This is a genomic window from Acidobacteriota bacterium (genome assembly GCA_016713675.1).
In the GTDB taxonomy this organism is placed as follows: domain Bacteria; phylum Acidobacteriota; class Blastocatellia; order Pyrinomonadales; family Pyrinomonadaceae; genus OLB17.
The window spans coordinates 663669-689501 of record JADJOS010000004.1 but is presented as its reverse complement, the minus strand read 5'-3'; the positions used below and the strand labels follow the sequence as shown (position 1 = coordinate 689501).

Annotated in this window: 22 protein-coding genes, 2 tRNA genes and 2 pseudogenes; 13 read left to right on the top strand and 13 right to left on the bottom strand. The window is 53.2% G+C overall.

Annotation, left to right across the window (positions count from 1 at the left end):
• Positions 1-76: transfer RNA gene (locus tag IPK01_16585), tRNA-Ala, on the top strand.
• A gap of 7 nt (positions 77-83) precedes the next feature.
• Here the strand turns inward: IPK01_16585 and IPK01_16580 are convergent.
• The 6 genes from IPK01_16580 to IPK01_16555 form a co-directional block, all read right to left on the bottom strand.
• Positions 84-251 (bottom strand): hypothetical protein, encoded by a 168-nt coding sequence (locus IPK01_16580; protein ID MBK7935051.1) that lies wholly within the window; start codon positions 249-251, stop codon positions 84-86.
• Positions 241-708, bottom strand: a complete 468-nt coding sequence (locus IPK01_16575) for a hypothetical protein (protein ID MBK7935050.1) — start codon at positions 706-708, stop codon at positions 241-243. Before IPK01_16575 ends, IPK01_16580 begins: the two co-directional genes overlap by 11 nt.
• 23 nt (positions 709-731) lie before the next feature.
• Positions 732-1820 carry a hypothetical protein gene (locus tag IPK01_16570; GenBank protein ID MBK7935049.1) on the bottom strand — a complete coding sequence of 363 codons (1089 nt, stop codon included), beginning with the start codon at positions 1818-1820 and terminating at the stop codon, positions 732-734.
• A 25-nt stretch (positions 1821-1845) separates the two neighbouring features.
• Positions 1846-2514: a hypothetical protein gene (locus IPK01_16565; GenBank protein MBK7935048.1), complete on the bottom strand. Its 669-nt coding sequence runs from the start codon at positions 2512-2514 to the stop codon at positions 1846-1848.
• Positions 2515-2769: 255 nt separating this feature from the next.
• Positions 2770-3123 (bottom strand): septum formation initiator family protein, encoded by a 354-nt coding sequence (locus tag IPK01_16560; protein ID MBK7935047.1) that lies wholly within the window; start codon positions 3121-3123, stop codon positions 2770-2772.
• A gap of 1 nt (position 3124) precedes the next feature.
• The gene (locus IPK01_16555; protein ID MBK7935046.1) at positions 3125-4507 is read right to left on the bottom strand and encodes a phosphoglucomutase/phosphomannomutase family protein; all 1383 of its coding nucleotides are present in this window, start codon (positions 4505-4507) and stop codon (positions 3125-3127) included.
• 518 nt (positions 4508-5025) lie between these two features.
• Between IPK01_16555 and IPK01_16550 the strand changes: the two are divergent.
• The 3 genes and pseudogenes from IPK01_16550 to IPK01_16540 all read left to right on the top strand — a co-directional run bounded on the left by IPK01_16550 (position 5026) and on the right by IPK01_16540 (position 8743).
• A pseudogene (locus IPK01_16550) lies at positions 5026-7063 on the top strand (radical SAM protein).
• Positions 7064-7193: 130 nt separating this feature from the next.
• Positions 7194-7697, top strand: a complete 504-nt coding sequence (locus tag IPK01_16545) for a hypothetical protein (GenBank protein MBK7935045.1) — start codon at positions 7194-7196, stop codon at positions 7695-7697.
• 485 nt (positions 7698-8182) lie between these two features.
• Positions 8183-8743, top strand: coding sequence for an HNH endonuclease (locus IPK01_16540; GenBank protein ID MBK7935044.1), 561 nt, complete (start codon positions 8183-8185; stop codon positions 8741-8743).
• Between the two features lie 215 nt (positions 8744-8958).
• Here IPK01_16540 and IPK01_16535 read toward each other — a convergent pair whose 3' ends face one another.
• The 4 genes from IPK01_16535 to IPK01_16520 form a co-directional block, all read right to left on the bottom strand.
• On the bottom strand, positions 8959-9495 hold the full coding sequence (locus tag IPK01_16535) for a hypothetical protein (GenBank protein MBK7935043.1): 537 nt from the start codon (positions 9493-9495) through the stop codon (positions 8959-8961).
• A complete protein-coding gene (locus IPK01_16530; protein ID MBK7935042.1) occupies positions 9485-10177 on the bottom strand; it encodes a helix-turn-helix transcriptional regulator in 693 nt (230 codons plus the stop codon). Before IPK01_16530 ends, IPK01_16535 begins: the two co-directional genes overlap by 11 nt.
• A gap of 174 nt (positions 10178-10351) precedes the next feature.
• Positions 10352-11842 (bottom strand): AAA family ATPase, encoded by a 1491-nt coding sequence (locus IPK01_16525; protein MBK7935041.1) that lies wholly within the window; start codon positions 11840-11842, stop codon positions 10352-10354.
• Between the two features lie 175 nt (positions 11843-12017).
• On the bottom strand, positions 12018-13613 hold the full coding sequence (locus IPK01_16520) for a serine hydrolase (GenBank protein ID MBK7935040.1): 1596 nt from the start codon (positions 13611-13613) through the stop codon (positions 12018-12020).
• A 188-nt stretch (positions 13614-13801) separates the two neighbouring features.
• On the opposite strand from IPK01_16520, the gene IPK01_16515 reads away from it, so the two are divergent.
• Entirely contained in the window at positions 13802-14014 is a 213-nt protein-coding gene (locus tag IPK01_16515; GenBank protein MBK7935039.1) for a CsbD family protein, read from the top strand.
• 64 nt (positions 14015-14078) lie between these two features.
• Here IPK01_16515 and IPK01_16510 read toward each other — a convergent pair whose 3' ends face one another.
• The 3 genes from IPK01_16510 to IPK01_16500 all read right to left on the bottom strand — a co-directional run bounded on the left by IPK01_16510 (position 14079) and on the right by IPK01_16500 (position 17675).
• Positions 14079-14309 carry a hypothetical protein gene (locus IPK01_16510; protein MBK7935038.1) on the bottom strand — a complete coding sequence of 77 codons (231 nt, stop codon included), beginning with the start codon at positions 14307-14309 and terminating at the stop codon, positions 14079-14081.
• Between the two features lie 114 nt (positions 14310-14423).
• Positions 14424-17177: a DNA polymerase I gene (gene polA, locus IPK01_16505; protein ID MBK7935037.1), complete on the bottom strand. Its 2754-nt coding sequence runs from the start codon at positions 17175-17177 to the stop codon at positions 14424-14426.
• Positions 17178-17198: 21 nt separating this feature from the next.
• Complete coding sequence (locus IPK01_16500) at positions 17199-17675, bottom strand: DUF1990 domain-containing protein (GenBank protein ID MBK7935036.1); 477 nt, start codon at positions 17673-17675, stop codon at positions 17199-17201.
• A 202-nt stretch (positions 17676-17877) separates the two neighbouring features.
• On the opposite strand from IPK01_16500, the gene IPK01_16495 reads away from it, so the two are divergent.
• From IPK01_16495 to IPK01_16460, 8 genes and pseudogenes are all read left to right on the top strand, one after another.
• Positions 17878-17952: transfer RNA gene (locus IPK01_16495), tRNA-Glu, on the top strand.
• 84 nt (positions 17953-18036) lie between these two features.
• Positions 18037-18864 (top strand): hypothetical protein, encoded by an 828-nt coding sequence (locus IPK01_16490; GenBank protein ID MBK7935035.1) that lies wholly within the window; start codon positions 18037-18039, stop codon positions 18862-18864.
• On the top strand, positions 18776-19306 hold the full coding sequence (locus IPK01_16485; protein ID MBK7935034.1) for a hypothetical protein: 531 nt from the start codon (positions 18776-18778) through the stop codon (positions 19304-19306). The genes IPK01_16490 and IPK01_16485 overlap by 89 nt, the downstream gene beginning before the upstream one ends.
• Positions 19307-19407: 101 nt before the next feature.
• Positions 19408-19821 carry a tetratricopeptide repeat protein gene (locus IPK01_16480; GenBank protein ID MBK7935033.1) on the top strand — a complete coding sequence of 138 codons (414 nt, stop codon included), beginning with the start codon at positions 19408-19410 and terminating at the stop codon, positions 19819-19821.
• A 682-nt stretch (positions 19822-20503) separates the two neighbouring features.
• A complete protein-coding gene (locus IPK01_16475; protein ID MBK7935032.1) occupies positions 20504-21211 on the top strand; it encodes a hypothetical protein in 708 nt (235 codons plus the stop codon).
• A gap of 33 nt (positions 21212-21244) precedes the next feature.
• Entirely contained in the window at positions 21245-22078 is an 834-nt protein-coding gene (gene lnt, locus IPK01_16470) for an apolipoprotein N-acyltransferase (GenBank protein MBK7935031.1), read from the top strand.
• 218 nt (positions 22079-22296) lie between these two features.
• A pseudogene (gene prfB / locus IPK01_16465) lies at positions 22297-23279 on the top strand (peptide chain release factor 2).
• 69 nt (positions 23280-23348) lie between these two features.
• The gene (locus IPK01_16460) at positions 23349-25826 is read left to right on the top strand and encodes a DNA translocase FtsK 4TM domain-containing protein (protein MBK7935030.1); all 2478 of its coding nucleotides are present in this window, start codon (positions 23349-23351) and stop codon (positions 25824-25826) included.
• The last annotated feature ends 7 nt before the right edge of the window (positions 25827-25833 follow it).

The following is a 25833-nucleotide window of genomic DNA, read 5'->3' as shown; positions in this document are numbered from 1 at the left end:
GGGGATGTAGCTCAGTTGGCAGAGCGCTGCGTTCGCAATGCAGAGGCCAGGAGTTCGACCCTCCTCATCTCCACCAAACTTTATCAGACGAGCACACGCTCGTCTTTTTCGTTCTTACCGGCCTTTTCGAGATCCTCGATCAATCGTGAATTTGTGAGGTCGGATGTTTTAAGTGCGACCGCCAGTTCCCAGAGCTGGTCGAGCATTTCCATCCGATTTGTCACGGCCTGCGGCGACATATCAATCTTCATCGTCTAAACCTCGCAAATAATCAAGATCGATCAGATCTTTGGGCCTTCCAGCTGCTTCTTTCATTACTTTCATTCCAGCAACCGAGACCACGCGATACTCACCCGCATTCCATTTTACCAAACGGCGATCCTTCCACACGTCCTCGTACTTTTCTGTAGCGAGAATAAAATCAAGCGTGATCAATTCTTTCGTCGCGTGATCGATCTTTGAAATACGCCGGATGAGCGTCTCGCCGTTGTCAAAATTCAGCGGTAATCCTTCGATATCAAATCCGAGCGAACGCGCAGTTTCCATAACGGCGTCGAGATCTTCGGATAGGATGATCAAGTCAATATCGATCGTCGTCCTGAGAAAACCGTGTATGGCCATCGCCCAACCGCCACAGACCGCGTAATCGATCCCGCGTGTATTGAGAGCTTCGGTAATACCGATAAATTCGTCGAGAAGTCGAGCCATCGTAAATATTATAACCCCAACAATTAGCGTAGGATAGTCAATATTCGTCCAACAGGATAGATCCCAACCTCCTGATTTAAGTAATACGGCGAGCGGTCGTAGAAGAAGGTTAGTCTTGCACGCGGGCTTTTGGCGAAGGATTCGTCCTTCAATCGAGCCTCGAACTCCGCTTTTAGTTTTAGGTCAGCGGCGAGCATTTCTTTGGCGAGTTTTTCGATCTGATAGCTTTCGCCGTATTCTTTTTGCTCGAAGATCGAGTTGAAGAAACCCCAGTAAACAAATGAATCAGGGCCGTTTGGTTCGAGGAGATGGATCGCGACGTTTGCGGCTTCCTGATCCATTGGAATGAGGATTGAACCGGCGGCGAAGGTTCGCGACTCTTTGATCACGGTTTGTTTGGACGTGAGCGTGATGCGGTTTTCGAATGAGTTTGTGGACCATTTTGGTTCGGTTAGTTTATAGCTATCGACCTCTACGGTTCGTGCGGCCTTTAGGGTTTCGAATTTCACTCCGTGCAGACGCAGAACCTCGATCACGTCTTTATATTGCGGCGGGACGATGTAATAAAGCGGCGGAACAACGCTGCGTTCCACTTTGCCTTCGTCGAATTTCTTGATCGTGTAATTCTTCGGCGTGGTGCCGTAAACGATGCGTTTGCCGCCGGAGATGTCGCTGTCTTCGATCTTGTATTCGAGGCCCTTGAACGCGATCTCGGTTGGCTTGTTAGTGACGCCGAGCATGAGAGGGAATCGAGCCGCTGCGTTGTAGCTGCTTCCGCGAAACTTCGTCTCTTCGTCTGCGATCTGAATCGCGTCAAATAGACTCTGCTTCGAACTGCCGATCTCCTCGATAAAGTGCCGCAGCACATCATACGTTCCGCGTACTCGTGACTTGAACGGCTTGTAAACGTGCGTTTCGATCAAAAGGCCCGGGCGATTGCGGATTGCGGCGTAGCCGGTTGCGTATCTTGGAGTCGCAATAAATGTCGCGATCCCGCTAGTGATCTCGCGGCCGGCGAACTCTATGTAGTGCGTGAGCAAATTGCCTTCTTTCTCGACCTTTGGCACGACGCGTTTGTCGAAGTGTTCGTCCATCCATACGGCGATCGGCACGCTTACTTCCTGAAAATGCGCGTACTCATACGTTACGTTGTACTGAAAGTCCGCCGTCGGTGACGTGGCAGTCTATGAAAACGTCGGGCCGCCAAGTGTTCCACAGCCCCAACCAGGCACGGGTTTCGGGGGCGTCGGCTTTCATGTAGTCGCGGTTTAGGTTGAGATTGGTCGCGTTTGCGCGAAAGCCCATCTCGTCGGGTCCGTTTTGATTGATGCGCATGTAGGCGTTCGAGTTTTCGTGGCCATCGACGTTGTAGATGACCTCGAACAGGATGACGACGTCCTTCAAAAGATCGGCGCGCGTTCTTGTAATGGCGATGTCGCGAAACAGCGCGAGCCCGGCGTCCTTGCCGTCGATCTCGCCGGCGTGGATACCGGCCTGCACGAGCACGACGGCCTTGCCCTGTTTCCGCGCCAGCTCCGGCGTAAAAGCCCCGCCCGCCGCCGCGATCAGCAGCGGCATATCCCGCCCCTCGCCGCTCTTGCCGTAGCTCTTATAAACAACATCCCGCGAAGCCGCGTCCAACCTCTTCGCAAACGCCACCGCCTGCGCATACGTCGAAGTCTTCGCATACCCCGTCTCCTCCGCCACCGTCCGCCACTCCCTCGGCACATTCCCCTCGTCGCTCTGCGAAAAGAGCGAACCAAATAGAATAAAGATCGACGCGATGGCGTTTACAGATAATTTCATTTGGTTGATTATACGACGATTCATACCGAGGTCGGCTAGAAGATAAGAGTTTTAACCGCGAAAAGCGCTAAAGTCACGAAACGAAGCAATTGATTTCCGATTTCGTTGTGTTGTCTTTTCGCGGTTTGTCTATTCGCGGGTTAAATCTCTTAAAAATACAAAGAAGTGCGGCTTGAGTTCGGGAAACTCAAGCCGCTAATTAACAGATAGGATTTGCTGTAGGCCACGCGGAGTTGATAGGCAAAAGGCAGATTGTTATTGGCTGGATGTGTGTCGGTGAACAAACTTCTCCGCTTCGTTCAGTTCCCCGGCACGGAAACTTTTTTTCGGTGCGAGAGCCATGCCCAGCCGCTTAGCCTCGCGTTCGATGACCTTAGGATCGGTCTTCAAATTGTGTATCTCGTCCTGAAGCTGCAGATTTTCGTCTGTCAGGCTCTGGATCTGTGTCGAGAGCTGGTCGTTCTCGCGAATTTCCCCGCTCATCGTCGTGTACGCACGATAATTTATTGTCAAACCAAGCATCAGCGTCATCCCAAGCACGATCACAACCGCCGCCCAGATCGGCGCTTTACGCGTTTGCTTTGTATTTTTCGCTGCCTGCTTTCGCATATCAATTCATCAGGTAATCCCGGCCCGCTGCGAGCAGGGCATCGAGGTCGCTCTGGCTTTCGCTCTCGGCGTATATCCTCACCATCGGCTCCGTCCCGCTGGGACGCATCAGCATCCAGGCGTTGTTCTCGAAGAGGAACTTGACGCCGTCGAGACGGTTAATGTTTTCAATTCGGCGGCCCGCGATGTCGCTCGGCTCTTGTGCGAGCTTGTCTTTCAGCTTGGCGGCGACGTCGGGCGTCAGTTTGACGCCGATGCGGCCGGATTCGAGTTTGCCGTCGCGGCGGTAAAGCTCGTTGAGCTGCTCTGTCAATGTCGTCTGCCGTTCGGCGACCGCTTCGGCGGCCAAAAGGCATGCGAGGATCCCGTCTTTCTCGGGGTAATGCCCGCGTATCGAGAGTCCGGCGGACTCTTCGCCGCCGAGGATGATCTCGTCCTTATTTATCAACTCGCCAATGTATTTGAAGCCCACCGGCGTCTCGTAAAGCTTTATTCCTCTTGCTTTTGCGACGCGATCGACCTGGTGCGATGTCGCCACGCTACGCGCCACGCCGTTCGTCCAGCCGCGACTCTCTACAAGATAATCTGTCAATAACGCGACCAATCTGTTTGGCGTGATGAACTCGCCGTTGGCGTCGATCACGCCGAATCTGTCGCCATCTCCGTCAGTCGCGAGGCCCAATGTGAGGCCGTTCGCCTTAACCTTTTCGCGAAGCTCGGCGAGATGCTCTTCGCCCGGCTCCGGCGGCTGCCCGCCGAATGTCACGTCACGCCAGTCGTGTATCGTTTCGACCTCGATCCCGTGATCGCGAAGGCCTTTGTCCAAATATCCGCGGCCCGTGCCGTATATCGCATCGTCTGCGTAGCGGCTTTTCGCGGCGGCGATCACGTCGAAACGGATCTTGGTTTTCAAATCATCTAGGTACGCCGGACACGGATCAAAATCTTCGATCGAGCCGCCTGTCGCCTCTGCGGCTTTGATCTTTTTTTCAATGCCTTCTTCGATCTGCTTCGTGATCTCAGGCAAAGCCGGGGCTCCGTCGGCGGTCGAAAACTTTATCCCCTGATATTCAGGCGGATTGTGCGACGCGGTGAAATTCATCCCGCCCGCCGCACCCTGCAACCGTATCGCGTGCGAAATGGTCGGCGTAGGCGTCGGACCAGTGCATCGCAGTACGCGAAAGCCTTTTGCGGCGGCGATCTCAGCGGCGACGGCGACGAACTTCTCGCCCATGAACCGTGAATCGTTGCCGATCACGAGCGTTCGCTCTTGTTTGGTTGTCAAATAACTGCAGATCGAGTTGGTGACTAGCCGGACATTTTCAAATGTGAAATCATCCGCGATGATCGCACGCCAGCCTGATGTTCCGAATCTGATCACCATAAAACGGGACTTAAAACTACCGGCTGGTTTCCGGCGAACCAATTAACCAAAAACGCTAAATTGTTAGTCGAACCCCAAAATCCCTTGAAGTGTTTGAAACAATAGCATAAAGAAAAACACTTGTAAAGCGAAAAATGAAAAAATTATAACTCTATTGTTTGCTCGCCTTGATTTTCGATTTCGAGTCGTAACCGTGCGAAGCCCAAAGATCAGGAGATTCTGTGTCAAATAGATCCCTGACACGCCTAAATTCGCATTGTGTGTCAAAGTGACTCGCGACGATATTTCAATGAATACAAAATTGGACGCCGTAATACGTTGCAAATAAAGATGTTACATATTGCAATGTGCTCGACCCGTGGCACAACGCTTGCAATATAAATCGCGTACACGCGTGCCGCCTTGGTAATCTTGGAAATCGTAGAATATAGTGGGAATTTTGATGATTGTTGGTATATTTTACCACGACTGAAGTGCGGCCTTAACGCATAGCGTTTTTATTTTGGAGATAATTTATTATGAGAGCTGTAAAGCATTTTGAGAAGGGATTGACGTATGTCGCGAGCGGCGTTTTTAACGCTGTGAAATCGGTCAACCAGTTTAAGCCTAACGCATCGTTCATTCCGAAGTGGTCGGACAAGCCTTTGCTTAAATCGTGGCAGAAATCGAAGCCGACGCTTGGTTTCCCGCGGATGACGGATTCGTTGTGTCCCAACTGCGTCATCGAGGCGCGTGAATCGATCCTCGCCGGTGAGAAAGAGGTCTCGTTGCTGATCAACGAAAAGGTCGGCGAGATCAAGGCCCAGATCATCGAACGTGATAATGAGGTCTGGATGATCAAAGATTGTCCGACGCACGGCCATTTTGAAGACATGATGGCGATCGATGCTAAATTCCTGACGCACATCGAAGGCCTCTTCCCCGGCCGCGATATCGAAGCTCATAATGATGAGAAATTGCACAATCACGGCACGTCGTCGGTCAAATATGGCCGCGGAGCGGTTTTGACGGTCGATCTGACCAACCGCTGCAACATGATGTGCGACCCGTAGCTTCATGGACGCCAACCAGGTTGGCTTCGTTCACGAGCTGAGCATGGAAGACGTCTCCGAGATTCTCGACAATGCGATCCAGATCAAACCGCGTCGTCAGATGTCGGTCCAGTACTCGGGCGGCGAGCCTACGCTCAGTCCTTACTTCTTAGATGCAGTGCGTTATGCACGTAAAGTTGGTTACAACTCGGTCCAGGCCGCGACGAACGGTATTGAGTTCGCAAAATCGAAAGAATTCTGCCGCGAAGCCGCCGAAGCGGGCCTTCGCTTTGTCTATCTGCAGTTCGACGGTATCGGCAACGACGCCAACTCGCACCGCCAGATCGGCAACCTGTTTGACGTCAAACTCCGTGCGATCAACAACCTGCACGAAGCCGGCGTCGACATCATCCTGGTCACAACGCTTGTAAACGGCGTCAATAACGATCAGGTCGGAACGATCATCCGTTTCGCACTCGAAAATCCTAAAAAGATCTCGTTCATCGCGTTCCAGCCTGTGTCGTTCACCGGCCGCGACGAACTGATCACCGAGCAGCGTCGTCTGCAGCAGCGTTATACGCTGGCCCACCTCGCACATGACGTGCAGGATCAGGTCGGCATCACCGAACCGACACGCGATTGGTTCCCGCTTTCGTTGATGGGAGCGTTCGCCGATTTTGCGGACGTTGTTCACGGTCCTGAGAGCGATTGGGGACAGGTCAGCTGCGGCTGCCACCCGAACTGCGGCGTCGGCACGGCCGTGATGGTCAACAAGGAAACAAAGGAAATGGCACCTGTGCCGCAGTTCCTTTCGATCCCGGGCCTCGTCAAGGACATGCAGCACATCACCGATACGAACCGCGGCAAGTGGTTCTCGAACATCATGATGGGCCTCGCATTGCTCAAAAATTACAATCCGTACGGTGCACCCAAATCGTTGACGCTCGGCGGCATCCTCAAGAAGTTCGACAAGTCGTTTGGCCTCTCGGGCAAAGATTACGGTAAGGTCGGACCGGACCGCACGATCGAAGACATCGAGAAACGCCGTCAGGACCCCTGGAACTTCCTGTTTATCGCCGGAATGTGGTTCCAGGATCTGTTCAATTACGATTTCCGCCGCACCGAAATGTGCATCATCCCGTACGGCACGCAAGAGGGCGAGATCTCGTTCTGTGCATATAACACCGGCATCGGATGGCGCAACATCATCGAGCACATGCACCAAAATGCGACCGTCGCTCAGTGGTACAAAGAGCACGGCCGTCACGACGTTTTCGCCCGCGGAAAGAATGTCGAAATGGGCGACGCTTCGCACAGCCTCGTGCTGAACGAGGTCGATCTGGCCCGTCCGAACAAACCGGAAATGGAAGGCCCCAAGACCGCTGCCGAGGAAATGCAGATGATGCGTAAACTCTACCAGCAAATGGTCATGGACAAAGCCCAGATCAAAGCCGAACCAATGGTCCAGATCGGTGGTTTGAAACGCGAGAAGAAAGAAGACAAGTCGATGGCAGTTGCTGAATAATCAGCTATTTCTAAAGCCCGCACGCTAGTAAGGGCGTACAAACTAAAAGCCTCGTCGTGAAAACGGCGAGGCTTTTTGGGTTCCCGCATGTTAGGTGCATCCTTCTCATTAACTCTGTTAGAATCGTCACATGTCTTCAAATGACTTCCCAGAACTAGAAATAAACTTCTTATCGCATCCCGAACTTAGTAAGCTAGTCGCTCGTGACTATGAGGAACTAAGGAAACTAATTCCTTCCAACACGCCAAAATCTGTACTTGTACTTTCGGGAAGCATCATTGAAGGTGCATTGAGCGATGCTTTAATCTCCTCTGGGAAGTACGATATTAAGAGCGTCAACAAGCTGACGTTTGTAGAGATCATCGAGAACGCAAAGGCTCTAGGAGTCATTCGGAAAACTGAGCTCTCTTCAGTTCTACGTGTTTACCGAAATCTAGTGCACCCAGCACGCGAGGTGATAGACCAAGTTGAGTTTGATGGAGCGGATGCGACATTAGCTCGGGCAGCGGTGGATGTTGTTCTTAAGGAGCTGCGTACCTGGAGTTTGTTTTCTCATGCAATCAAACAGATTACAGAAAACGAAGCCTTGCTCCTTAAGATTTTTGCCGACCCTCCAACCCCCACTAGCGTTTGAACATAAGTGGCTATCTTATGAAGCGTATGGGTCGATTAGTTCTCTTGTAGACCGAGGTCTTATCGTTGCTGATGGTGAGATTACAAACAAGGTCGGCGAGATAACAAACCGTGTTCATATAGCCTCAAAGGCAAAGCGATATCTCGAATCACTTTATTTTGAAGATCCCATGTTGCGGGAATCCGTGAGCATAAATCTCCGAAACGTCGCTTCGTTAGGTGCATCAGGGTCCGGCGCGGTAGGGTTCGGAAGAAATCGTTAATACTATGGCTTCATACCTATATGTTTGGAACCCCAAAAATTGGAATTGGGATGATATCGATTATGCGGCAGACTGTGTGGTTAATGGCGATAGATATGATGTGTTTTGGAGTTGCTTAAGTACACGCTCAGTGAGAATTGGCGACCGTTTCATTCTGATACGTTTGGGCAAAGAACCTAAAGGTATTTTGGGTTGCGGGTACATTTCGTCCCTGCCCTATTCTATGCCACATTGGAACGAAGAAAAGAGGACAAGTGGGGTAATGGCTCCGCGAACCGACCTCCTCTTCAAGGCTCTGTCAGCGGAACCAATCATACCTTTAGACTATTTAATCCAGCGGTATCCAAACTACCATTGGACGTCACAGGCCAGCGGAGTGTCACTTCCTGATTTAATTGTTGACGATCTGTTCGCAATCATACAGGACGATATTCGATTTTCCTTCACCACAATGGACCTAAAGGCCGTTCGGGAATACTCGGAGGGCAAGCCTAAAAAGACTACTACATGGACCTATGACCGGAGTACCGAGGCTCGTAATGACTGCATTGAACATTATGGTTACAAATGTGAAGTTTGCAGATTTGATTTCGGAGCAACGTATGGTGATCGCGGAAGGAACTTTATTGAAGTCCACCACTTAAAGCCTATCGCTGACATTAAACGTGAATACAAAATTAATCCGATTAAGGACTTGCGACCAGTATGTGCAAATTGCCACAAGATGCTTCACCGTCGTAAGCCCGTTTTGTCGATTGAGGAGCTGAGAGCCTTGATGCCATGACGCACTTCAAATTATGGTTTCACCCGCCTCTTCGATTATTTCGATTCAGAGCATAACAGTCCATAACGAACAACGAACGGTGAACAGCCAATTGCGAACAACGAACAGCGAACAGGGAACATTTAATCCTTTTCCTGATCGCGGAGCGTGGCTAGGAAGGCGGTTAGGGTTGGGTGGTAGGGTTGGGTGGCGGTGGAGTTGGTACTAGTGCTTTTCTAGCGTTCTTCCTCGATCATTTCGATCCAGAGCTTTAGTGTAAGATCTTCGCGGTCGGGGTTGCCAAGGTAGACGCGGAGTTCGTCGTAATAGCGGTCACGCAACACATCCAGCTCAAGCGGCACGACGCGGGCTAGGTGTTTTACGTCGTCGCGATCGCGTTCTGTGTTGCGTTCTAGCTTGGTGAGGGCAATGTCGTATGGGTCGAGTGCGTAGAGCTTTAGGTTTTTGTATTGGCCGGCGAATACCTCTGTGAGGCGGTCGGTGTAGTCTTCGGGCGGCGTGGCGACTCCGACGGGATCGAGGTAAACTTTGTGCTGTTTGTGAAGCGGCGATCCCTGACCGGCATGTTCGAGGAGGTTTGGATCGAATCTGATGGCGGTCAGCGCATCAAGGTCGCGGGTCTGACGCGTTGAACCATAGATGACGGTAACAACAAAGCCGCCGATGAGATGTAAATGTGTCTCTTCGCCGACGAACTCGTCGATGTCCTTTAGAAAAGAACGCCAGGGTTCGGGCGGCTTGTTAATCAACATAGTGATCCAGATATCGCGGTGAAAGATCGGAAAGCAAGTGCCAGTGTTTTGCTTCTTTTGTGCTGTGGGTGGCGAGCCATTTTCTCTCGGCGTTTGTCATTGTTTCATTGCATAGTGTTCCTACCATTTCGAGTTTAGAACGCTCTAGTCCAGCCTCATAGCTTTCGAGTTTTTGCGCGGTGGCTTTCTTGCCATGTCTCTCGGCCATTCGTCTGGCGACACTGGTTACAAATCCCAGGCGGTTCTGCAGATCGTGAGCTTTGGCGGTCATTACGACGGAGTTCCATTCGAGGTCGGGGAACTCGAAAAGCAGCCAGGGAAGAGCTTCGACCAGACGTGCGTCTCGCTTGTCTGCATTGAGTGCCGAAAGAAGAACGTCCGCAGGATTCTTCAGTTGTGAAGGCTTCCAATGAGAAAACCCTTTGTATCCTAGGGCAGCCAGATCCCCCGTGAGTTGATCATCGGACACCTTGGTAACTTTATGGTCCTTTGTTTTGGCCGGTAGTTCCGTGGGTCGAACATGCATCTTTTTAACAAGCTTCTTTTTCAGCCTTTCGGTAAGGCGGCGCTTGTCACTCTCGAGCAGAGAAAGATAGGTTTGTGAAACTCCTAGAACCTTCGCTGCTTCGTCTTGGGTAAGGCGACTATTCTTCCGATATTCCTTTAATTCTCGACCAGTCATATATTCCCCTGGTTGTAATATTACAACCTTGTAATAATATTACTCGTAATTATATAATTGTCAACAACTTAATTACTAACTGAGTAGAGTTTTTACACTATTTATGGCGGATCTTACCTCTCCCCTTTCGAATATCTTGCATAACTTCCATCATCAGAATGCGGAAAGCGGACCTTACCTCTCTCCTTTTAAATACTTCATATAGCTGCCGTCGATGACTTCGTCAACTAAGACCTCTTTGCTGCTGCGCTTCGATAGACGCTTGAGGGAGCGTTCGTGGGCGCGTTGGGCTAGCCTCCCACCACCCCGTCCGGCAAGGCCGTCCACCCCTCCTCGGGCAGGAGGGGAGCTTAGATCGGCGGTGTGGTCGCGGATGAGGTCGTGTTCGGTGGCGGGGCCGAGGTAGGTGAAGCCGAGGAAGGGCTGCGGAGCAGCCAGTGACGAGTGATGAGTGACAAGTGACGAGTCAGAGTTGGGAGCGCTCAGGCGTTTGCGGCACGGTTGTTTGTCGGAAAATCCGGTGGTGCGTTCTAGTTGGAAGGCGAGGACAGGGGCGTAGGGGAATTGAGAGTTGAGAATTGAGAATGGAGAATGTTCCGGCCGAACCGCGGCCAATTGAGAGTTGAGAATTGAGAATTGAGAATGCCCGGGACCATTTTCCACTTTCAGTTCTCCGTTTTCCGCTCGCGGTCCGTTCTTTGATTTGAGCACCTTTATATAGCGGTATTCGGGGCCGAATGTGGTGCGGCCGATGGCGACGACGGTGTCGGCTAGTTCGGCGACTTGGCGGCCGAGGGAGAGGTTGGTGAGAGAAAGTGGGCGGAGAGAACCACCCCGTCCGCCCAAGGCGGCCACCCCTCCTTGGTAAGGAGGGGAGCTAAGACCGCGAGCCGGACGCGGCGGGGAGCTTTTGAGGTGTGTGAGGACGAGGATCGAGCAGCCGTGGAGGGCAGCCATTTTGCGGAAGTTGCGGAGCCAGCGCGCCGGGCCGTTGGAGCGTGGGGCGGATGGTTCGAGGGCGGCGAGGTCGTCGATGATGAAGACGTTGGCTTCGGAATAGCGGATCGCGAGATCGACCGAATGCCGCAGGTATCGTGCCATGTCTCCGCGGAAGTGTTCGGGAGCCTTAAGATCTTCGGCGTAGCCTGAGCGTTCGAAGAAGGCTGCGAAGCGGTAGCTGACGGGCAATTTTCCGAGAATTGGAGAAGGGCACGTGTATCGTTCGCGCATCTTGGCGGGCGAGGTTTCGAGGTCGAGATAGAGAACTCGTTGGCGTCGCGGATGCGGGAAAAGTTTTGCCACGGGCGGCGTTGGCGGGCCGAACGACATCTGTTGCTGCGGTTCGCGGAACGGCTTTTTGCCGCGGGCGATCGATTCGGCGATCTGAACGGCGAGGATGCTCTTTCCAACGCCTGTTTCACCGGCCAATACCGTGACATCGCCCGGACGCCACAGATCGCCGAATAGATATTCGGGGCGGTATGCGGGCTTGATGTCTCGCAGCCAGTCATTTACGGGAAAACTCTGAAGTGCTCCGGTGCTGCAATATAGCTCAGGATTCTGCTGTTTGAGCTTTTCGTGGAGCTGTTTCTGTTTTTGATCTTCTTTTCGATCGGCGGAGGAATCGTATCTATCGGCGTCGTAATATGTGTTGTCTTGGTACATTTTGGCTACTACCCGCGTTTGATACGGGCGTACGAACATAATATATGAATGTATCGTGCATTGTCAAGCGTATTGTGAATGCAACGAAAGGTGTTTTTTAGGTTTAAGGTGCTCGATACGCCCTTACTATCGTGCGGGCTTGTGCAAGGACGCGAGCCTCGGAAAAACACCTTTCCTAAGGTGCGGGTTTCGGGGCTGTGGACTTTGGTAGCTCGCGGACTCTTAGTTCCTGGATCAGCGGCGGATTTTCGGGGCTGAGTGTGAAATAGACAAGGATATTTGCGTTCTCGCCCTCGATGATGAAAGTTCCGCGAAGCTGGTTCTCGGGGATCAGTTCCTTGACGGAGATGATCTTGCCGGCTTTTGCCCACAGGGCGGCGTAGTCTTTCTTGAGAATGTCGATCGGATAATCGGGGAAAAAGTTTTCGGCGAAGATGCCGCTCTTTTCGGCGTTTTCCCAGGCCGGAATTATCTTGAGCAGCTCGGCTTTTCGCTGGGCGAGTATGTTTGAGACGGGCAGTTGGCGCGGTTTGAGGTCGGCGTTCTTGACCATCAGGTCGAGAACCTGCAGCGTGATGCCGCCGAGGCTCGCATAGGTGACATTGCCGAAAGCGACGACACCGATGCCGTATTCCGGCATTATCCGCCAATGGCTGCCGAAGCCGGGCAGTCCTCCGCCGTGAGCCAGGTAAACGCGGTTGTCGCAATCGCGGAGCCAGGAGAGACCGTATCCGTAGGCACCGGCCGCGGCGCATGTTCGTCCGCCGGGATAAGTGAAATTGGGCAGCAGGCCGATGAAACGCCATGGATGCTGCATTTCGCGAACGGAACTTCGCTTGATCGGGCCCGTTTCGGCGGCATTTGACGGTGGCCACGCCGACAAGTGAAGCGCCATATACTTACTGAATTCATCGATCGACGAGATCATACCGCCCATAGAGCCCCACGAGCCGTCGGGAGTGTCGTGAAGCAGCGTTTCTTCGTTCCACTTTTCGTTCAGCCAGCGATAGCCGTGAGCCAGTTTGTCGGGTGCAACATTGCCGTATTCCCACTCTGAGGTCGTCATTCCCAGCGGCCGCCAGATATTGTCGCGAATGTATTGCTGATAAGGTTTGCCCGAAGCCTTCGTGATGATGCGGCCCAAAAGGGCGAAGCCGAGATTGGCATACTCGTAAGCGATTTCCGGCGGGTTTGAAAATGAGATCTTGCCGTTCAGCAGAGCCGAAAGCTCTTTGTTAGTGTCGGCCAGTTGACGGTCGCCCCACGGGTTGTCCTCCGGAAATCCGGCTCCGTGCGTCAGGAGTTGGCGGATGGTAATGTGCGTCGAATCGGCGGTCGGGTATTTCTGATCTTTCAGCTCAGGCACGTAGAGATAGGCCGGATCGTCAAGTTTGAGCTTGCCGTCGTCGCGAAGTTTTAGGATAGCCATTGCCGTGAAACTCTTGCTCATCGACGCGATCCGGAATAGCGAGGAGGTGGTAACAGGGATCTTCTTTTCGACGTCCGTATAGCCGTCGGTGCCGGAAAAAACGAGCTTTCCATCGACGACCACGCCAAACGCCACGCTGGGAAAGTGATTCTTTGCCGCGTGCTCCTTGACGATCTTTTCGATCGCAGGAAATGTTTGTTTGATCTTGTCGAGCCTCGCCGGATCGGTAAATTCGGCAGTCTTATATTCGGTGTCAAATGCTACTACCGTCGAGTGCTTGACCTGACCATTTGACGAGAGACAAAGAATCAAAAGAAGAAGTGAACTGTAAACGCCTTTCATGAATGTGCTCCGAATGCCAAAGTCAATGCCGACCGCTACCGTCGATGATATACGATAATCTAACTGCCAACATACCAGAATGTATATCCGAATGAAAAGGAATCTAAGGTGTTTGGCCGCCGTCTGTATTCAAACGAACAGACTGACCAAAACGATTGTCCTAATCTGAACGAGTAAGGAGAAAAACTATGTCAATACCAAATAAAGACGAAGTCGAAGGAAAATGGGAACAGGCGAAGGGCTGGGTCAAGGACAAGGCCGGCGAGGTGACGAACGATCCGAAACTCGAGGCCGAAGGCGAGGCCCAGAACGCTGCGGGCGACGCACAGGAAACCTGGGGCAAAGTGAAACGCGGTGTCGGCGACGCGGTCGAAGCGGTCGGCGATGCGATCAAGAGGTAGGGTTCGAAGCCAGAAGCCAGAAGCAAAAAGCCCTGCTGAATTTTCAGTAGGGCTTTTTCTTCGATCAAAAGATCACATTTGGCGGTGCGCCGGGAACAGGTTCCCGGAAGGGATCGGGTTCCGGTTGAGGAAACGGGTTGTCCGGATCGATCGGCGGATCGACGACGGGATACGGATCCGGTTCTTCAGGTACATGCGGAATGCCTTCGGGCTCCGTCGGATTGGGCGTGTCCGGTGCTTCTGGCTTCGATACCGGATCTTTCTTTTCTATCAAAGTGTTATTTTCAGTATTCATAAATGCCTCCTGAAAACAATACTATTCTGTAATACCGAGGAAGTATGTACGTTTCGATACAGAGGTTTCGCAGGGCTCATGCAATTGATGGCGTACTGCAGGGGAAACCTCTGCTTATTTCGCGTTCATCCAATCGTCGCCGACACCGATCTCGACGACGAGCGGCACGTCGAGAGTGGCGGCGGCTTCCATTTCTCGTTTGATGAGGACCTTGGCGGCGTCGACCTCGGACTCCGGGCCCTCGAAGAGCAGTTCGTCGTGCACCTGCATGATCATTTTTGTTTGCAGCTTTTCGGCCCTGAGGGCATTGGCAACGCGGATCATAGCGATCTTGACGATGTCGCTTGCGGTGCCCTGGATGGGCATGTTTATAGCTTCGCGTTCGGCACGCGAGCGGACGGCGAAATTGCGGTCGTTGATCGACGGGAAATAACGCCGGCGGCCGAAGAGCGATGATATGTATCCCTTTTCGCGGGCCTCGACGGGCGTGCGGTCCATGTATTCGCGGATGCCTTTGTACGTTTCAAAATAGTCGGCGATGACCTGTTTTGCTTCGCTGCGACTGATGCCGACCCGCTGCGACAGGCCAAACGCCTCGACGGCGTAGGCGATGCCGAAATTGACGATCTTGGCGAGACGGCGTTTCTCTTTCATCTCTTTTTCGGTCGTCGCTCCGAAAACGAGCCTCGCCGTCTGGGCGTGTATGTCCTCGTTGTTCTTGAACGCGGCGAGCATATTCGCGTCTTGCGTAATGTGGGCGAGAATTCTCAGTTCGAGCTGCGAATAGTCGGCGGAGATGAGCTTGTTTCCTTTCTCCGGAATGAATGCCTTGCGGATGCGCTGGCCGAGTTCGGTGCGGACGGGAATGTTCTGCAGATTTGGCTCGGTCGAACTTAGGCGGCCGGTGGCGGCGACCGTCTGATTGAGCGCACCGTGAATGCGGCCGTCGTCAGCGATCATTTTTGGCAGAGCGTCGGCGTAGGTCGCGCGTAGCTTGTCGAGCTCGCGATAGTCGATGATGTGCTGGGCGATCTCATAAGTTTCGGCGAGTTCGACAAGCACGTCGTGGCTCGTCGAGATCTGGCCGGTAGCCGTTTTGCGGCCGGTCTCGATGTTGAGTTCGCCGAAGATCTCGCCGACCTGTTTGGGCGAACCTATATTGAATTCACGGCCGGCGATCGCGGTTATCTTCTCGCGGAGCGTTTCCAGTTCTTTTGAGATGAACTCGGAGAACACGGTCAGGCTTTCGCCGTCGACCTTCATGCCGACGAGCTCAATGTCGGCGAGGATCGGTATCAGCGGTAGTTCGATGTCGGTATAGATGTTCTCGAGGCCGTTCTCCCGCAGCTTTCCGCGCATTATCGGCGTCAGACGGGCGATAAAATCGGCGTTTTCGGCCGTCCGGAACGCGGCTTCGTCAAAGCCCTCGGGGACGGCGAACGCTGCGTCGGTATCGGCGTAGATCTGAGCAAGGAACGGGATAGGGTACGTCGAACGCGTCGATTCGAGCAGGTATGCGGCGATGAGAATGTCGTCTTTGACCGATTCGGGACGGATATCGAGGGCGAGCAGCGGGCCGAGATTTCGCTTTTCGTCGTAAGCCGATTTTTCGAGAAAACCGTTCGTCAAAATATCCTTAAGCGTTCCCTTGGCGGCTTCGATGCCGCCTTCGAAATTTTCGAGATCGATGTAGAAAGCCTCGCCATTGCCGAGCCCGATGCCAAGCCCGAGCGGAGCTTCTTTTCCGTAGCAGCTCGCTTTTTCGTTGGTGTTGGCGTCGTTTGCGAGAAAGCTCCAACTGTCGGCTTCAAATAGGCGGCGAGTGAGTTTGTCGAGGGCATCGCGGTTCGTTATGACCTCATACTTTGCCGTCGCATTGGCTTCGCTGCGGGCGATCTGGGCGTCAAAGAGTCCGCCGCCGCTCGGCTCACCGGTGTATTCGGCAGCGGCAGCCGCAGATGCCGAGCCCGGGCCGGCGAATTCGTTGGTCAGGGTCTTGAACTCAAGCTCCCGGAAAAGCTCGTATGCCTTTTGGCGGTCGGGATGGCCGGCCTTGAGGGCCTCGATGTCGATGGTCATCGGCACTTCGCAGTGGACCGTTGCGAGTTCGAGCGACTGTTTGATTATCGTCTGGTTGTTCTGTAGGCTCTCGCGATAGGTCTTGTGCGAGATCTCCTCGGCCCGCTCCATTGCTTCGAGTGCTGAGCCATATTCGAGGACGAGTTTTAGCGCACCTTTGGCACCGATTCCGGGAGCTCCAGGGATATTGTCGACGGCATCGCCCATCAAGCCGAGCAGATCGATGATCTTGTTTGGCGGCACGCCGAATTTGTTTGTGACCCAGGCCTCGTCACACCATTCGATCGGCGGAACGGGCACTTTCCGTTTGAGATTTTGCGAATTCTGCCGCATTGCGATGATGTACGGATCGCGAACAAGTTGGCAGAGGTCCTTGTCATTGGAGACAATGACCGCCTGCATTTTCTTTTTTTCACATTCCTGCGCAAATGTGCCGATGACGTCGTCGGCCTCGTAGCCGTCCATTTTCAGGATCGGCACGCCGAACGCCTCGCACACCTTTTCGATATACGGCAGTTGAGAAGCGAGATCGTCGGGCATCGCTTCGCGGTTGGCTTTGTATGCCTCGAACGCGTCGTGGCGAAATGTCGGCACGGCGGTGTCCCAAACGGCGGCGATGTAGTCGGGCTTTTCGTCGTTTATCAGCTTGCGCAGCATGTTAGTAAAGACGAACACGGCCTGCGTGACCTGGCCTTTGCTGTTGTGCATTGGCTCCTGCCGCATGCCCATCGGGGCAAAGAACGCACGAAAGATATGCGACATCGCGTCGATCAGGAATACTCTTTTCATTTAAACGACTTTACCACGAAATCACGAATTCTTGGCCTGGCTGACGGCTCTTTGCATAGCCATTTTTGAATCTTGAGCAAAGGCCTTTTGGAGCGAACGGCTGATCGGATAGCCGATCTTGGCGAGTAACGCCGCGGGACGGGAAAAAGCGAAAATGTCGTACCAGACTTCGTCGGAATCGGCGTTATATTCGACGGAAAATCGCTCTTCGCCGATCTCGCCGTGTTCGGTCAGCGTGCCGTATGCAAATCCAAATTTGTTCGGTTCGTTGATCGTATAAACGATCCGAGCGGCATTGAGCGAATAAAATCCGTAGTGACTGACGAGAATAGCCACGGTTTGTCCTGTTTCGATAGGTATGTCGCTGCTTATCAATTCGACCCAACCGAGGTCGAACATTTTCCATTCGCGGATCGCAGTTTTGCCGTGCTCGAATACCTCGATGCCGACTCCGAGCCTTGCGGGCGGTATGTGCCGGGGCGGCCGGAAAATGGTCATGCCCTCGTCAGGAATGTTGAACCGCTTGCGGTCGTTAATAGGAACAGCTGACTTGGATCAAAAGACCAGAATACTGCCTGCTGCCTGTTTCAGCCAATCGATGCCGAGTTGAACAATCTTCGACTACTTTATCGAGCGCCTTTGACAGCATTTCGCTCGTGCGGTAATCTTATCGTTCGCCTTTTGATGGGCGATCTGTTGTGTCCGGTTCGTCTAGGGGTTAGGACACCGCCCTTTCACGGCGGCAACACGGGTTCAAATCCCGTACCGGATACCATCTTTATTGATAGGTTTTGCATCATAAGACATATACGAAAATTCGCTTCTACCCGAAGCGAATTTTTTAGTTTAGGGGATATAAATGCTAAAACGATCCGCGATCATATTTGCCATCACATTATTTGCCGCATTTGCTGCTTTCGCACAGACCGATACGGTGATGGTCTTGCCGTTTGAGAACACGACGCAAAAGGCCGAATTCAATTGGGTCGGCGAGAGTTTTGCCGACTCGCTATCGGATCTGCTGCGCATTCCGGCGTTAAATGTTGTCTCGAACGAAGAGCGCAAACTGATACAGCAGAGATTGCGGATACCGCTAACCAATCTGCCGAGCCTTGCGACCTCGCTTAAGCTCGCGCGCGAGAGCAATGCCACTATCCTGATCGCCGGCAAATACAACATCATTCCTGCCCAGGGCGAAACGGCGGCGACGATAAATGTGACGGCAAAGATCGTTCGTGTGAACGAGGGCCGTTTTATGAACGAAGAGTTGGCAGACGGCCGCCGGATCACGCGTGACATCAGTGTGGGCGACGCGCTCGGCAATTTGCAGACGATACAGGGTCAGGTCGCGTATCAGATATTGTATCAACGCGACAAATCGCTTGCGTTCTCGCAGAACGATCTCGTGACGATGGCGACCAAAGTGCCGGGGCGTGCGTTCGAGGCATATATCAAAGGCCTGTTGACGCCGGCGATGGAGGCCCGCGAGAATTATTTCAAGAACGCCTTACGGCTCTTTGCCGAAGCGACGCCCGACGCCATCTACTCTGATGCGGCACTCGAACTCGGGCACATATACCTAAATCAGCGGAAATTCAATGAGTCGATCGACTCATTTGAACGCGTCATCAACGCTCATCAGCAATGCGTCGACAAGGCCAAGGCTGAGAGCAAGGCGGTCGTGTAACGACGAAACCTTTGCCGAGGCCTCGTTCTATATCGGGCTGATACAGTGGCAGCAGGGCAATTTTGAATCGGCCCTGGCGACGCTTCGGCCGTTAGCGGACGACCTGAAGCTGACGAGCGTGTACAACGCGTTGGGCGCGATCGCGGTTGCGGCATCGCGTTCGGAAAAGAAAAATCCGGCAAAGGCAGCGGCATTGTTGACCGAGGGAATAGGGCTCTTGAGAAAAGCGTCTGAGTCCGCACCCGATGATGCGAATATTCGATTCAATTACGGAGCCACGCTGTTTTTGAGCGAGAATTACGGCGAGGCTGCGGCCAGCTCAGAAACGCCATCGCCGCCAGCCCGCGTGACGGCGATGCGTATTATCTGCTGGCCAAGACCCTCGAAATTCTCAAAGATCCGCTTGCCGTACAGATCGACAACGAGGCACGCAAATATCTGACGACGAACAACCGTTACGCCAATCTCGAAAAGGAATGGCAGCGGTCGAAGTCGATCGCTGAGCTGAATCTGCGTGTCCAGCAGCCGCTGAGAAAGGACTTTGTGGCGGTCGTGCTCAGCCGTCGGCAGGGAGCTTCGACGACGGCCGCACAGATGAGCGAAACCGACAGCCTGCTCGCACAGGCACGTACGCAGGTCAAGAACGGCAACGACGACGAAGCAATGGCGACGCTCCGCCGGGTGCTGGCGAGCGAACCTATGTCCGCCGAGAGCTATTTGCTGCTAGGAAAGATCCATCTGCGGCGAGGAGACATCGAACAGGCGATCTCGTCATTTAAAACGTCGGTGTTTTGGGATAACCGTCTGGTCGATGCCCACGTCAGCCTCGGCAAGATCTATGTCGAAAAGGGCGATTGCTTACAGGCAAAGAATTACGCAGCATCGGCAAAGGAGATCAATGGGGAGAATCAGGACGTGATAGCGTTACAAAGGTTGTCAGATCGATGTTCGAAATAGTGCAAATGGGAGTCGAGTGTCCAGAGTTTAAGGCTCCAAGTTGTAAGGCATTAGTTATTCCAAATATTTTTTTGATGAATTAGCCCGTATTTACGGGCTTTTTTCATTTTCTTTCCCTTCGGGGTGTGAGCTTTAACTTTGACGTCACTCCGTGGCACGCTACGTGCAATAGGGTACTGCGGCCAGCTTGGTCCTAGATCAAGACCCCGCCGCCATCACTACTCCGAGCGCTGTTTGCCACTGTGCTCGTACACCTTCCGAGCGTTCCTTCAGTTGTCCTTCCTTTAGAGCCCGACCAGAAATGGCCGGGCTTTCCTTCGTTTAAACCCCTGTATTTATCGATATATCAGCAAAGACGATTTTCGTTCATTTTGAACTGTTTGGTCCGTCGTTGAATTGTCCGAAATATTCGTGCAGAGTGACCGAAAATCGATCACGCAATGTGACAGATTGACAGAATTTGTCACTCGAAGATGACGGAAATTGTACATTGGGTCGGGACTCGTTCATTTTGGTTGATTGCCGGTCGTGATTGGATGGGATTTCTGTCGCTGAGTCACCCCAGAAGCTATCATTAAAGGGGCCAAGATAAGAAGAAAGGGCGGGAAGTTGAAAATCCTGTTAGAATGATCGGAATGGCGTTTGCGGTTTGTGACGGATATTTCCGTCTTGGCAGAATGCTTTGCTGGCTGTGCTGGCGGCGGTGTTGTTGATCCTGGCGTTTCCCGATTTCGAATACTGGTTCCTCGCGTGGTTCGCGCTTGTGCCGCTGATGTGGGCGGTGGAGCGGGAAAAGGAATCGGTTGTGCGGTCGTTTGTGACGGGCTGGTTGTTTGGTGCGGTCTTCTTTTTCGGCACGTGCTGGTGGCTGACGTTTGCTCCGATCAACTACGCGCACTTTCCGCCGTGGCTGGCGTATTCGGGCATGGTCTTTGTCGCGCTCATCGTCGGAGTGTTTCCTGCATTGTTTGCGGGGATTTTGTCGGTGCTGCTGCGAAAGTTTGGCTCATGGGCATTCCTCGCGGCTCCGTTTGTTTGGGTGTTCACCGAGTTCTTGCGGTATTGGGTGACGGGAAATAATTGGAATGCGATTGGGTATTCGCAGGCATTTTTCCCGAGTCGACGATTATCCCTAAGCCTTTTACGGTCTATCCCTAGCATCGGTCGGATTCTTCTTGTTATGATGAGTTCCGCTATCTCGCAAGTCTTTGCTATCTGTTTATTTAATGCGAATCGAAGAGGGTTTTTGGCATGGGTTGCCATCTTTTGTTTTGCTTGGCCGCCATTGGTGGTTTACGAGCTGTACATTTCCTCTTCAAACAATGGCGATCATCGACAAAATCCGCCGAAGTCGCCAAAGTTGTCGCCATTCAACCAAACGTCCCGATGAGTGGGCTTGATTATCAGGAATGGGGCGCATCAGTTGATCTGGCTCAGATCGAGAAAGCTTGCGGTACAGCGGATAACTGATAAGGAAAAACTGATAACGTCAGAGCAGCCAACAACGAACAACGAACGACCGACGCTCGTCATTCTGCCCGAATCGCCGATGAATTTCATGTATGAGGACGACCGGGAGTTTCAGAAGTTTATAAACGATTTTGCACGGCGGAATAATGTGAGTGTGTTGTTCAATTCGGCTGAGCCGGACGCGACGAATGGGAAGTATTTTAATTCGGCGGTGATGGTGGGGCCCGAGGGCAGAGAGGTGTCGCAGTATGATAAAATCTTCCTTCTGCCCTTTGGCGAGGCGGTGCCTTCGTTTTTAGAGGGAATCGTACCGGGTTTTGTCGGTAATTTTTCGTACGGACGCGAATACGATATTTTGCCGGTTGGTGACGCCAAGGCGGGCGTGATGATCTGCTTTGAATCGCATTTCGGAGCACTCTCGCGGCGTTATGTTCAGGACGGAGCCGATGTCCTGATTGAAATGACCAACGACGGCTACCTTGGCCCGACGCCGGTCCTGCGGCAGCATCTCGCAAACGCCGTATTCCGCGCCGTCGAGACAAACCGTCCGGTCCTCCGCGTCACCAACGTCGGCATCACCGCCTACATCAACGAACGCGGCCAGGTCCTCGATCCGCTGCCTTCATATACGGAAGGCACACGCGTTTGGTCGGTCGCCAAATCCGACGGCGGACAGACATTCTACGTACGATACGGTGATTGGTTTGCGTGGTTGAGTACGATTTTGACGTTGGGAATGTTGGGATTTAGCTTTCGGCGTCGCGGCGACTCTGCGATCTCGGCGTAAATCTCAGCGGTCTCTGCGTGGAGAAAAAGTTTAACGCAAAGATTGCAAAGGAAGACGCAAAGGACGCAAAGAAGAATCAAGACTCGCAGAGAAGAATTAAGAAATGGAACTCACAGAACTACAGACAAAATTCGACACGATCAAAGATAAAGTTACCCAACTTGGGAGGTTTCTTTGACGCGCCTGCCAAAGAGAAAGAACTAGCGGAATCGGAAAAATTGATCTCGGAGCCGGGTTTTTGGGATGACCAGGAACGGGCGCAAAAGGTCGTGCAGCAGCGGTCGCGGATCGAGCGCGCCTTAAACAGCAGGCCGGGTTTGAGACGGGTGTTTCGGATGCCGAGGTGCTGTTCGAGTTTGCGGCTGAGGATCCGGATTCGGCGATCGAGTTGGTCAAGCTGATCGACGGGCTAGAGAAGCAGGTCGATGCGGCTGAGATCGAGAGTTTGCTGTCGGGCGAGACTGACGTGAACAACGCGATCTGTTCGATTCAGGCCGGTGCGGGCGGGACGGACGCGCAGGATTTTGCACAGATGCTGCTGCGTATGTATCTGCGCTGGTGTGAAAAACGCGGGTTTAAGGCCGAGGTTTTGGACGAGCAATCGGGGTCTGAGGCTGGCATCAAATCAGCGACGTTTCGTGTTGAGGGCGAATATGCTTACGGGCTGCTTTCGGCTGAGGCTGGCGTGCATCGATTAGTTCGTATTTCGCCGTTCAATTCTGGTGGAAGCCGTGAGACTTCGTTTGCTTCGCTGTTTGTGTCCCCTGAGATCGACGAAAATATCGAGGTCAACATCGAGGACAAAGACCTGCGAATCGACACCTATCGTTCGTCCGGTGCGGGCGGCCAGCATGTAAATGTTACCGATTCTGCCGTGAGAATCACGCATATTCCGACCAATATTGTTGTAACATGTCAGAATCAGCGTTCGCAGCTGCAAAATAAAACGGTTGCGATGAATGTGCTGCGGTCGAAATTATACGAGTTGGAATTAGAAAAACGCCGCGAGTCGGCGTCGGAGCTCGAGGCGACCAAACAGGACATCGCGTTCGGTTCGCAGATACGCAATTACGTACTGCACCCTTACAAGCTGGTCAAAGACACGCGGACAAAATTTGAACGAACCGACGTTGAAGTTGTATTGGATGGTGATATTGACGAGTTTATAAAAGATTTTTTGGTGTTTAAGAAACAGGGATAAGGGACGAGTGCCGAGGGACAAGAGAAAAGCCCTCGCACCTGATCCCTCATCACTCGTCCCTAACAAGCAATGAAAGTTTGCCCGACATGTAAAGAGACGTATCAGGACGACGACATTAATTTTTGTCTGGCGGACGGCACCACTTTGCTTAAGAAGCGGGGCAAGAAGGAGCCGAAGCATTCGCATTGGAACGATGTTGTTGCTGTGGTGCTGGCGGCGGTGGCGTTGCTCGTGTTCTTGTGCCTGGTGACGGGAAGCCCTGATGACAGATCGTGGCTGCCGGTTAGCTCGAGTTCGGGGCCGATCCGGAATTGGATCGGCGTGGTCGGTGCGACGATCGCGGCGGTCTTGTTCAACGCGGTCGGGTGGACGGCGTATCTTTTTCCGATATTGATCGCTTTGATCGCGTGGCGGGTTTTTCAGTCGGATACCTTGATACCACGGGTCTTTAGGGTTTTGGGCTATGTGTTCTTTGCCGTCTCGTTGTCAGGATTGATAACGCTGGCGGGCGGTTACGGGGCGATCGTCGGCGAGGTGGCGGCTCAGGGCACGGCGCATTTTATCGGGTCGATCGGGGCGGGAATTCTGTTGCTGGCCGTATTTATTTGTTCGATATTGCTGATCACAAATTTCACTCTCGCCGGATTTTTAAGCCATTTTGATGTCGCATGGGACAATCTGCGGATACGGATCGACGATTGGCGCGATAAACGCCGCGATGCGAACGCCGGACAATTGACAGCTGCACAAATTAGAGCCGAAAAGCGCAAACGCCAGCGGATCGCGGAACCCGAGACGATCCCGCCGACGATCTCAGTTGGCGAGATCGAGGCGATGGCGGCAGCAGCGGGGCGTTCGGCGCCTCTGTTTGAGCACGAGGTGATCGATTCGATACCGACCATTGACAGCCGCGAAGACCCGTACGAAACGGTCAAGGTTGTCGATCCAGAGATCGAAGATATACCAATCGAAGTAAAGGCCGAAACTGACGAATTGCCGGAAGAGCCTTCGATGGATGACGAGATCGATGAGATCGAATCGATCGAGATCGTTTCTACTCAGAATTACGACAACTACAAACTGCCCACGTCCGAACTCCTGACCGAGGCCCAGGCACCGATCGCGCATAAGGAGTCGGAACTTCGAGGCGTCGCAACATTGCTGGCGCAAAAAACGGCTGAGTTCAACGTTCCCGGCAAGGTCGTGCATATCGCTCCGGGGCCAGTAGTGACTACGTTCGAGTTCAAGCCGGATGCAGGTGTTAAGTATTCTCGCGTTACGGGCCTCGTTGACGATCTCTGTCTTGCGCTGAAGGCCCCGTCAATTCGTATTGACCGCATTCCGGGCAAAGCGTTTGTCGGGATCGAGGTGCCAAATCCGAAACGCGAGGTCATTTACCTTCGCGAGGTGATCGAGTCGCCCAAATTTAAGGACTCAGATTCGCTGTTGACGCTCGGACTCGGGAAGACGATCGACGGTGCGAAGTACGTCGCCGATCTCGCCAAAATGCCGCACCTTTTGATCGCCGGTGCGACGGGAGCGGGTAAATCGGTCGGCGTGAACACGCTCGTGATGTCGATACTATATAAGGCGAAACCGGACGAAGTGAAGTTCATAATGGTCGATCCGAAGCGACTCGAACTCGGCCTGTACGCTGACATTCCGCATCTTTCGACGCCGATCATTACCGATCCGAAACGAGCGGCCGTCGCGTTGCGTTGGGCCGTTGTCGAGATGGAACGCCGGTACAAGGACCTCGCCGGATATTCGGTCCGCAACATCGCCGGCTATAACGAAAAGATCAAGGAATATCTCAAGGAAGGCCGGCTCGACGACAACGGCGATCCTTACCGCAAGCTGCCGTACATCGTCATCATCATCGACGAACTCGCCGATCTGATGATGGTCAGCGGCAAAGAGGTCGAGGAATCGATCACGCGGCTCGCCCAGATGGCGCGTGCGGTCGGTATTCATCTGGTGCTCGCGACGCAGCGGCCTTCGGTAGATGTTATTACTGGTTTGATCAAGGCGAATTTTCCTTCGCGCATTTCGTTCCGCGTGTCGTCGAAAGTCGATTCTCGGACGATCATCGACGGTAACGGTGCCGAGGCTTTGCTGGGACAGGGCGATATGCTATTTTTGCCGCCGGGAAATTCGAATGTGACGCGCGTTCACGGAGCATACGTTGACGAAGCCGAGATCGGAAAGGTCGTCGAGTTTATCAAGGCTCAGGGCCGCCCGGAATACGACACGACCATCACCAAGACCGAAGAGGAACTCGACGACAGCGGCGATCTGCCCGGCCGCCGCGATCCGCTGTTCATGGACGCTCTCAAATGCGTCGTCCAAGCCAAACGCGGCTCGACATCGCTGCTCCAACGCCATCTCCGCATCGGCTACGGCCGAGCCGCCGCCATCCTCGACGCCATGGTCCGCGAGGGCTACATCGGCGAAATGGACGGTTCAACGCGTGCGCGTCCCGTGCTTGCCAAGGCGTACGACGATCTGCAGGATATCAATGAAGGTGCTCTTGGAGATGAACACTAGGCGGGAA

Excerpts from the sequence above, each read along its gene's own strand:
- IPK01_16520 (MBK7935040.1), bottom strand. The coding sequence starts at position 13,613 with ATGAAAGGCGTTTACAGTTCACTTCTTCTTTTGATTCTTTGTCTCTCG.
- IPK01_16490 (MBK7935035.1), top strand. The coding sequence starts at position 18,037 with ATGCTAAAACGATCCGCGATCATATTTGCCATCACATTATTTGCCGCA.
- IPK01_16485 (MBK7935034.1), top strand. The coding sequence starts at position 18,776 with ATGAGTCGATCGACTCATTTGAACGCGTCATCAACGCTCATCAGCAAT.
- IPK01_16565 (MBK7935048.1), bottom strand. The coding sequence starts at position 2,514 with ATGAAATTATCTGTAAACGCCATCGCGTCGATCTTTATTCTATTTGGT.
- IPK01_16510 (MBK7935038.1), bottom strand. The coding sequence starts at position 14,309 with ATGAATACTGAAAATAACACTTTGATAGAAAAGAAAGATCCGGTATCG.
- IPK01_16460 (MBK7935030.1), top strand. The coding sequence starts at position 23,349 with ATGAAAGTTTGCCCGACATGTAAAGAGACGTATCAGGACGACGACATT.
- IPK01_16540 (MBK7935044.1), top strand. The coding sequence starts at position 8,183 with ATGCCACATTGGAACGAAGAAAAGAGGACAAGTGGGGTAATGGCTCCG.
- IPK01_16555 (MBK7935046.1), bottom strand. The coding sequence starts at position 4,507 with ATGGTGATCAGATTCGGAACATCAGGCTGGCGTGCGATCATCGCGGAT.
- IPK01_16580 (MBK7935051.1), bottom strand. The coding sequence starts at position 251 with ATGAAGATTGATATGTCGCCGCAGGCCGTGACAAATCGGATGGAAATG.
- polA (MBK7935037.1), bottom strand. The coding sequence starts at position 17,177 with ATGAAAAGAGTATTCCTGATCGACGCGATGTCGCATATCTTTCGTGCG.
- IPK01_16545 (MBK7935045.1), top strand. The coding sequence starts at position 7,194 with ATGTCTTCAAATGACTTCCCAGAACTAGAAATAAACTTCTTATCGCAT.
- IPK01_16535 (MBK7935043.1), bottom strand. The coding sequence starts at position 9,495 with ATGTTGATTAACAAGCCGCCCGAACCCTGGCGTTCTTTTCTAAAGGAC.
- IPK01_16515 (MBK7935039.1), top strand. The coding sequence starts at position 13,802 with ATGTCAATACCAAATAAAGACGAAGTCGAAGGAAAATGGGAACAGGCG.
- IPK01_16525 (MBK7935041.1), bottom strand. The coding sequence starts at position 11,842 with ATGTACCAAGACAACACATATTACGACGCCGATAGATACGATTCCTCC.
- IPK01_16500 (MBK7935036.1), bottom strand. The coding sequence starts at position 17,675 with ATGACCATTTTCCGGCCGCCCCGGCACATACCGCCCGCAAGGCTCGGA.
- IPK01_16560 (MBK7935047.1), bottom strand. The coding sequence starts at position 3,123 with ATGCGAAAGCAGGCAGCGAAAAATACAAAGCAAACGCGTAAAGCGCCG.
- IPK01_16530 (MBK7935042.1), bottom strand. The coding sequence starts at position 10,177 with ATGACTGGTCGAGAATTAAAGGAATATCGGAAGAATAGTCGCCTTACC.
- IPK01_16575 (MBK7935050.1), bottom strand. The coding sequence starts at position 708 with ATGGCTCGACTTCTCGACGAATTTATCGGTATTACCGAAGCTCTCAAT.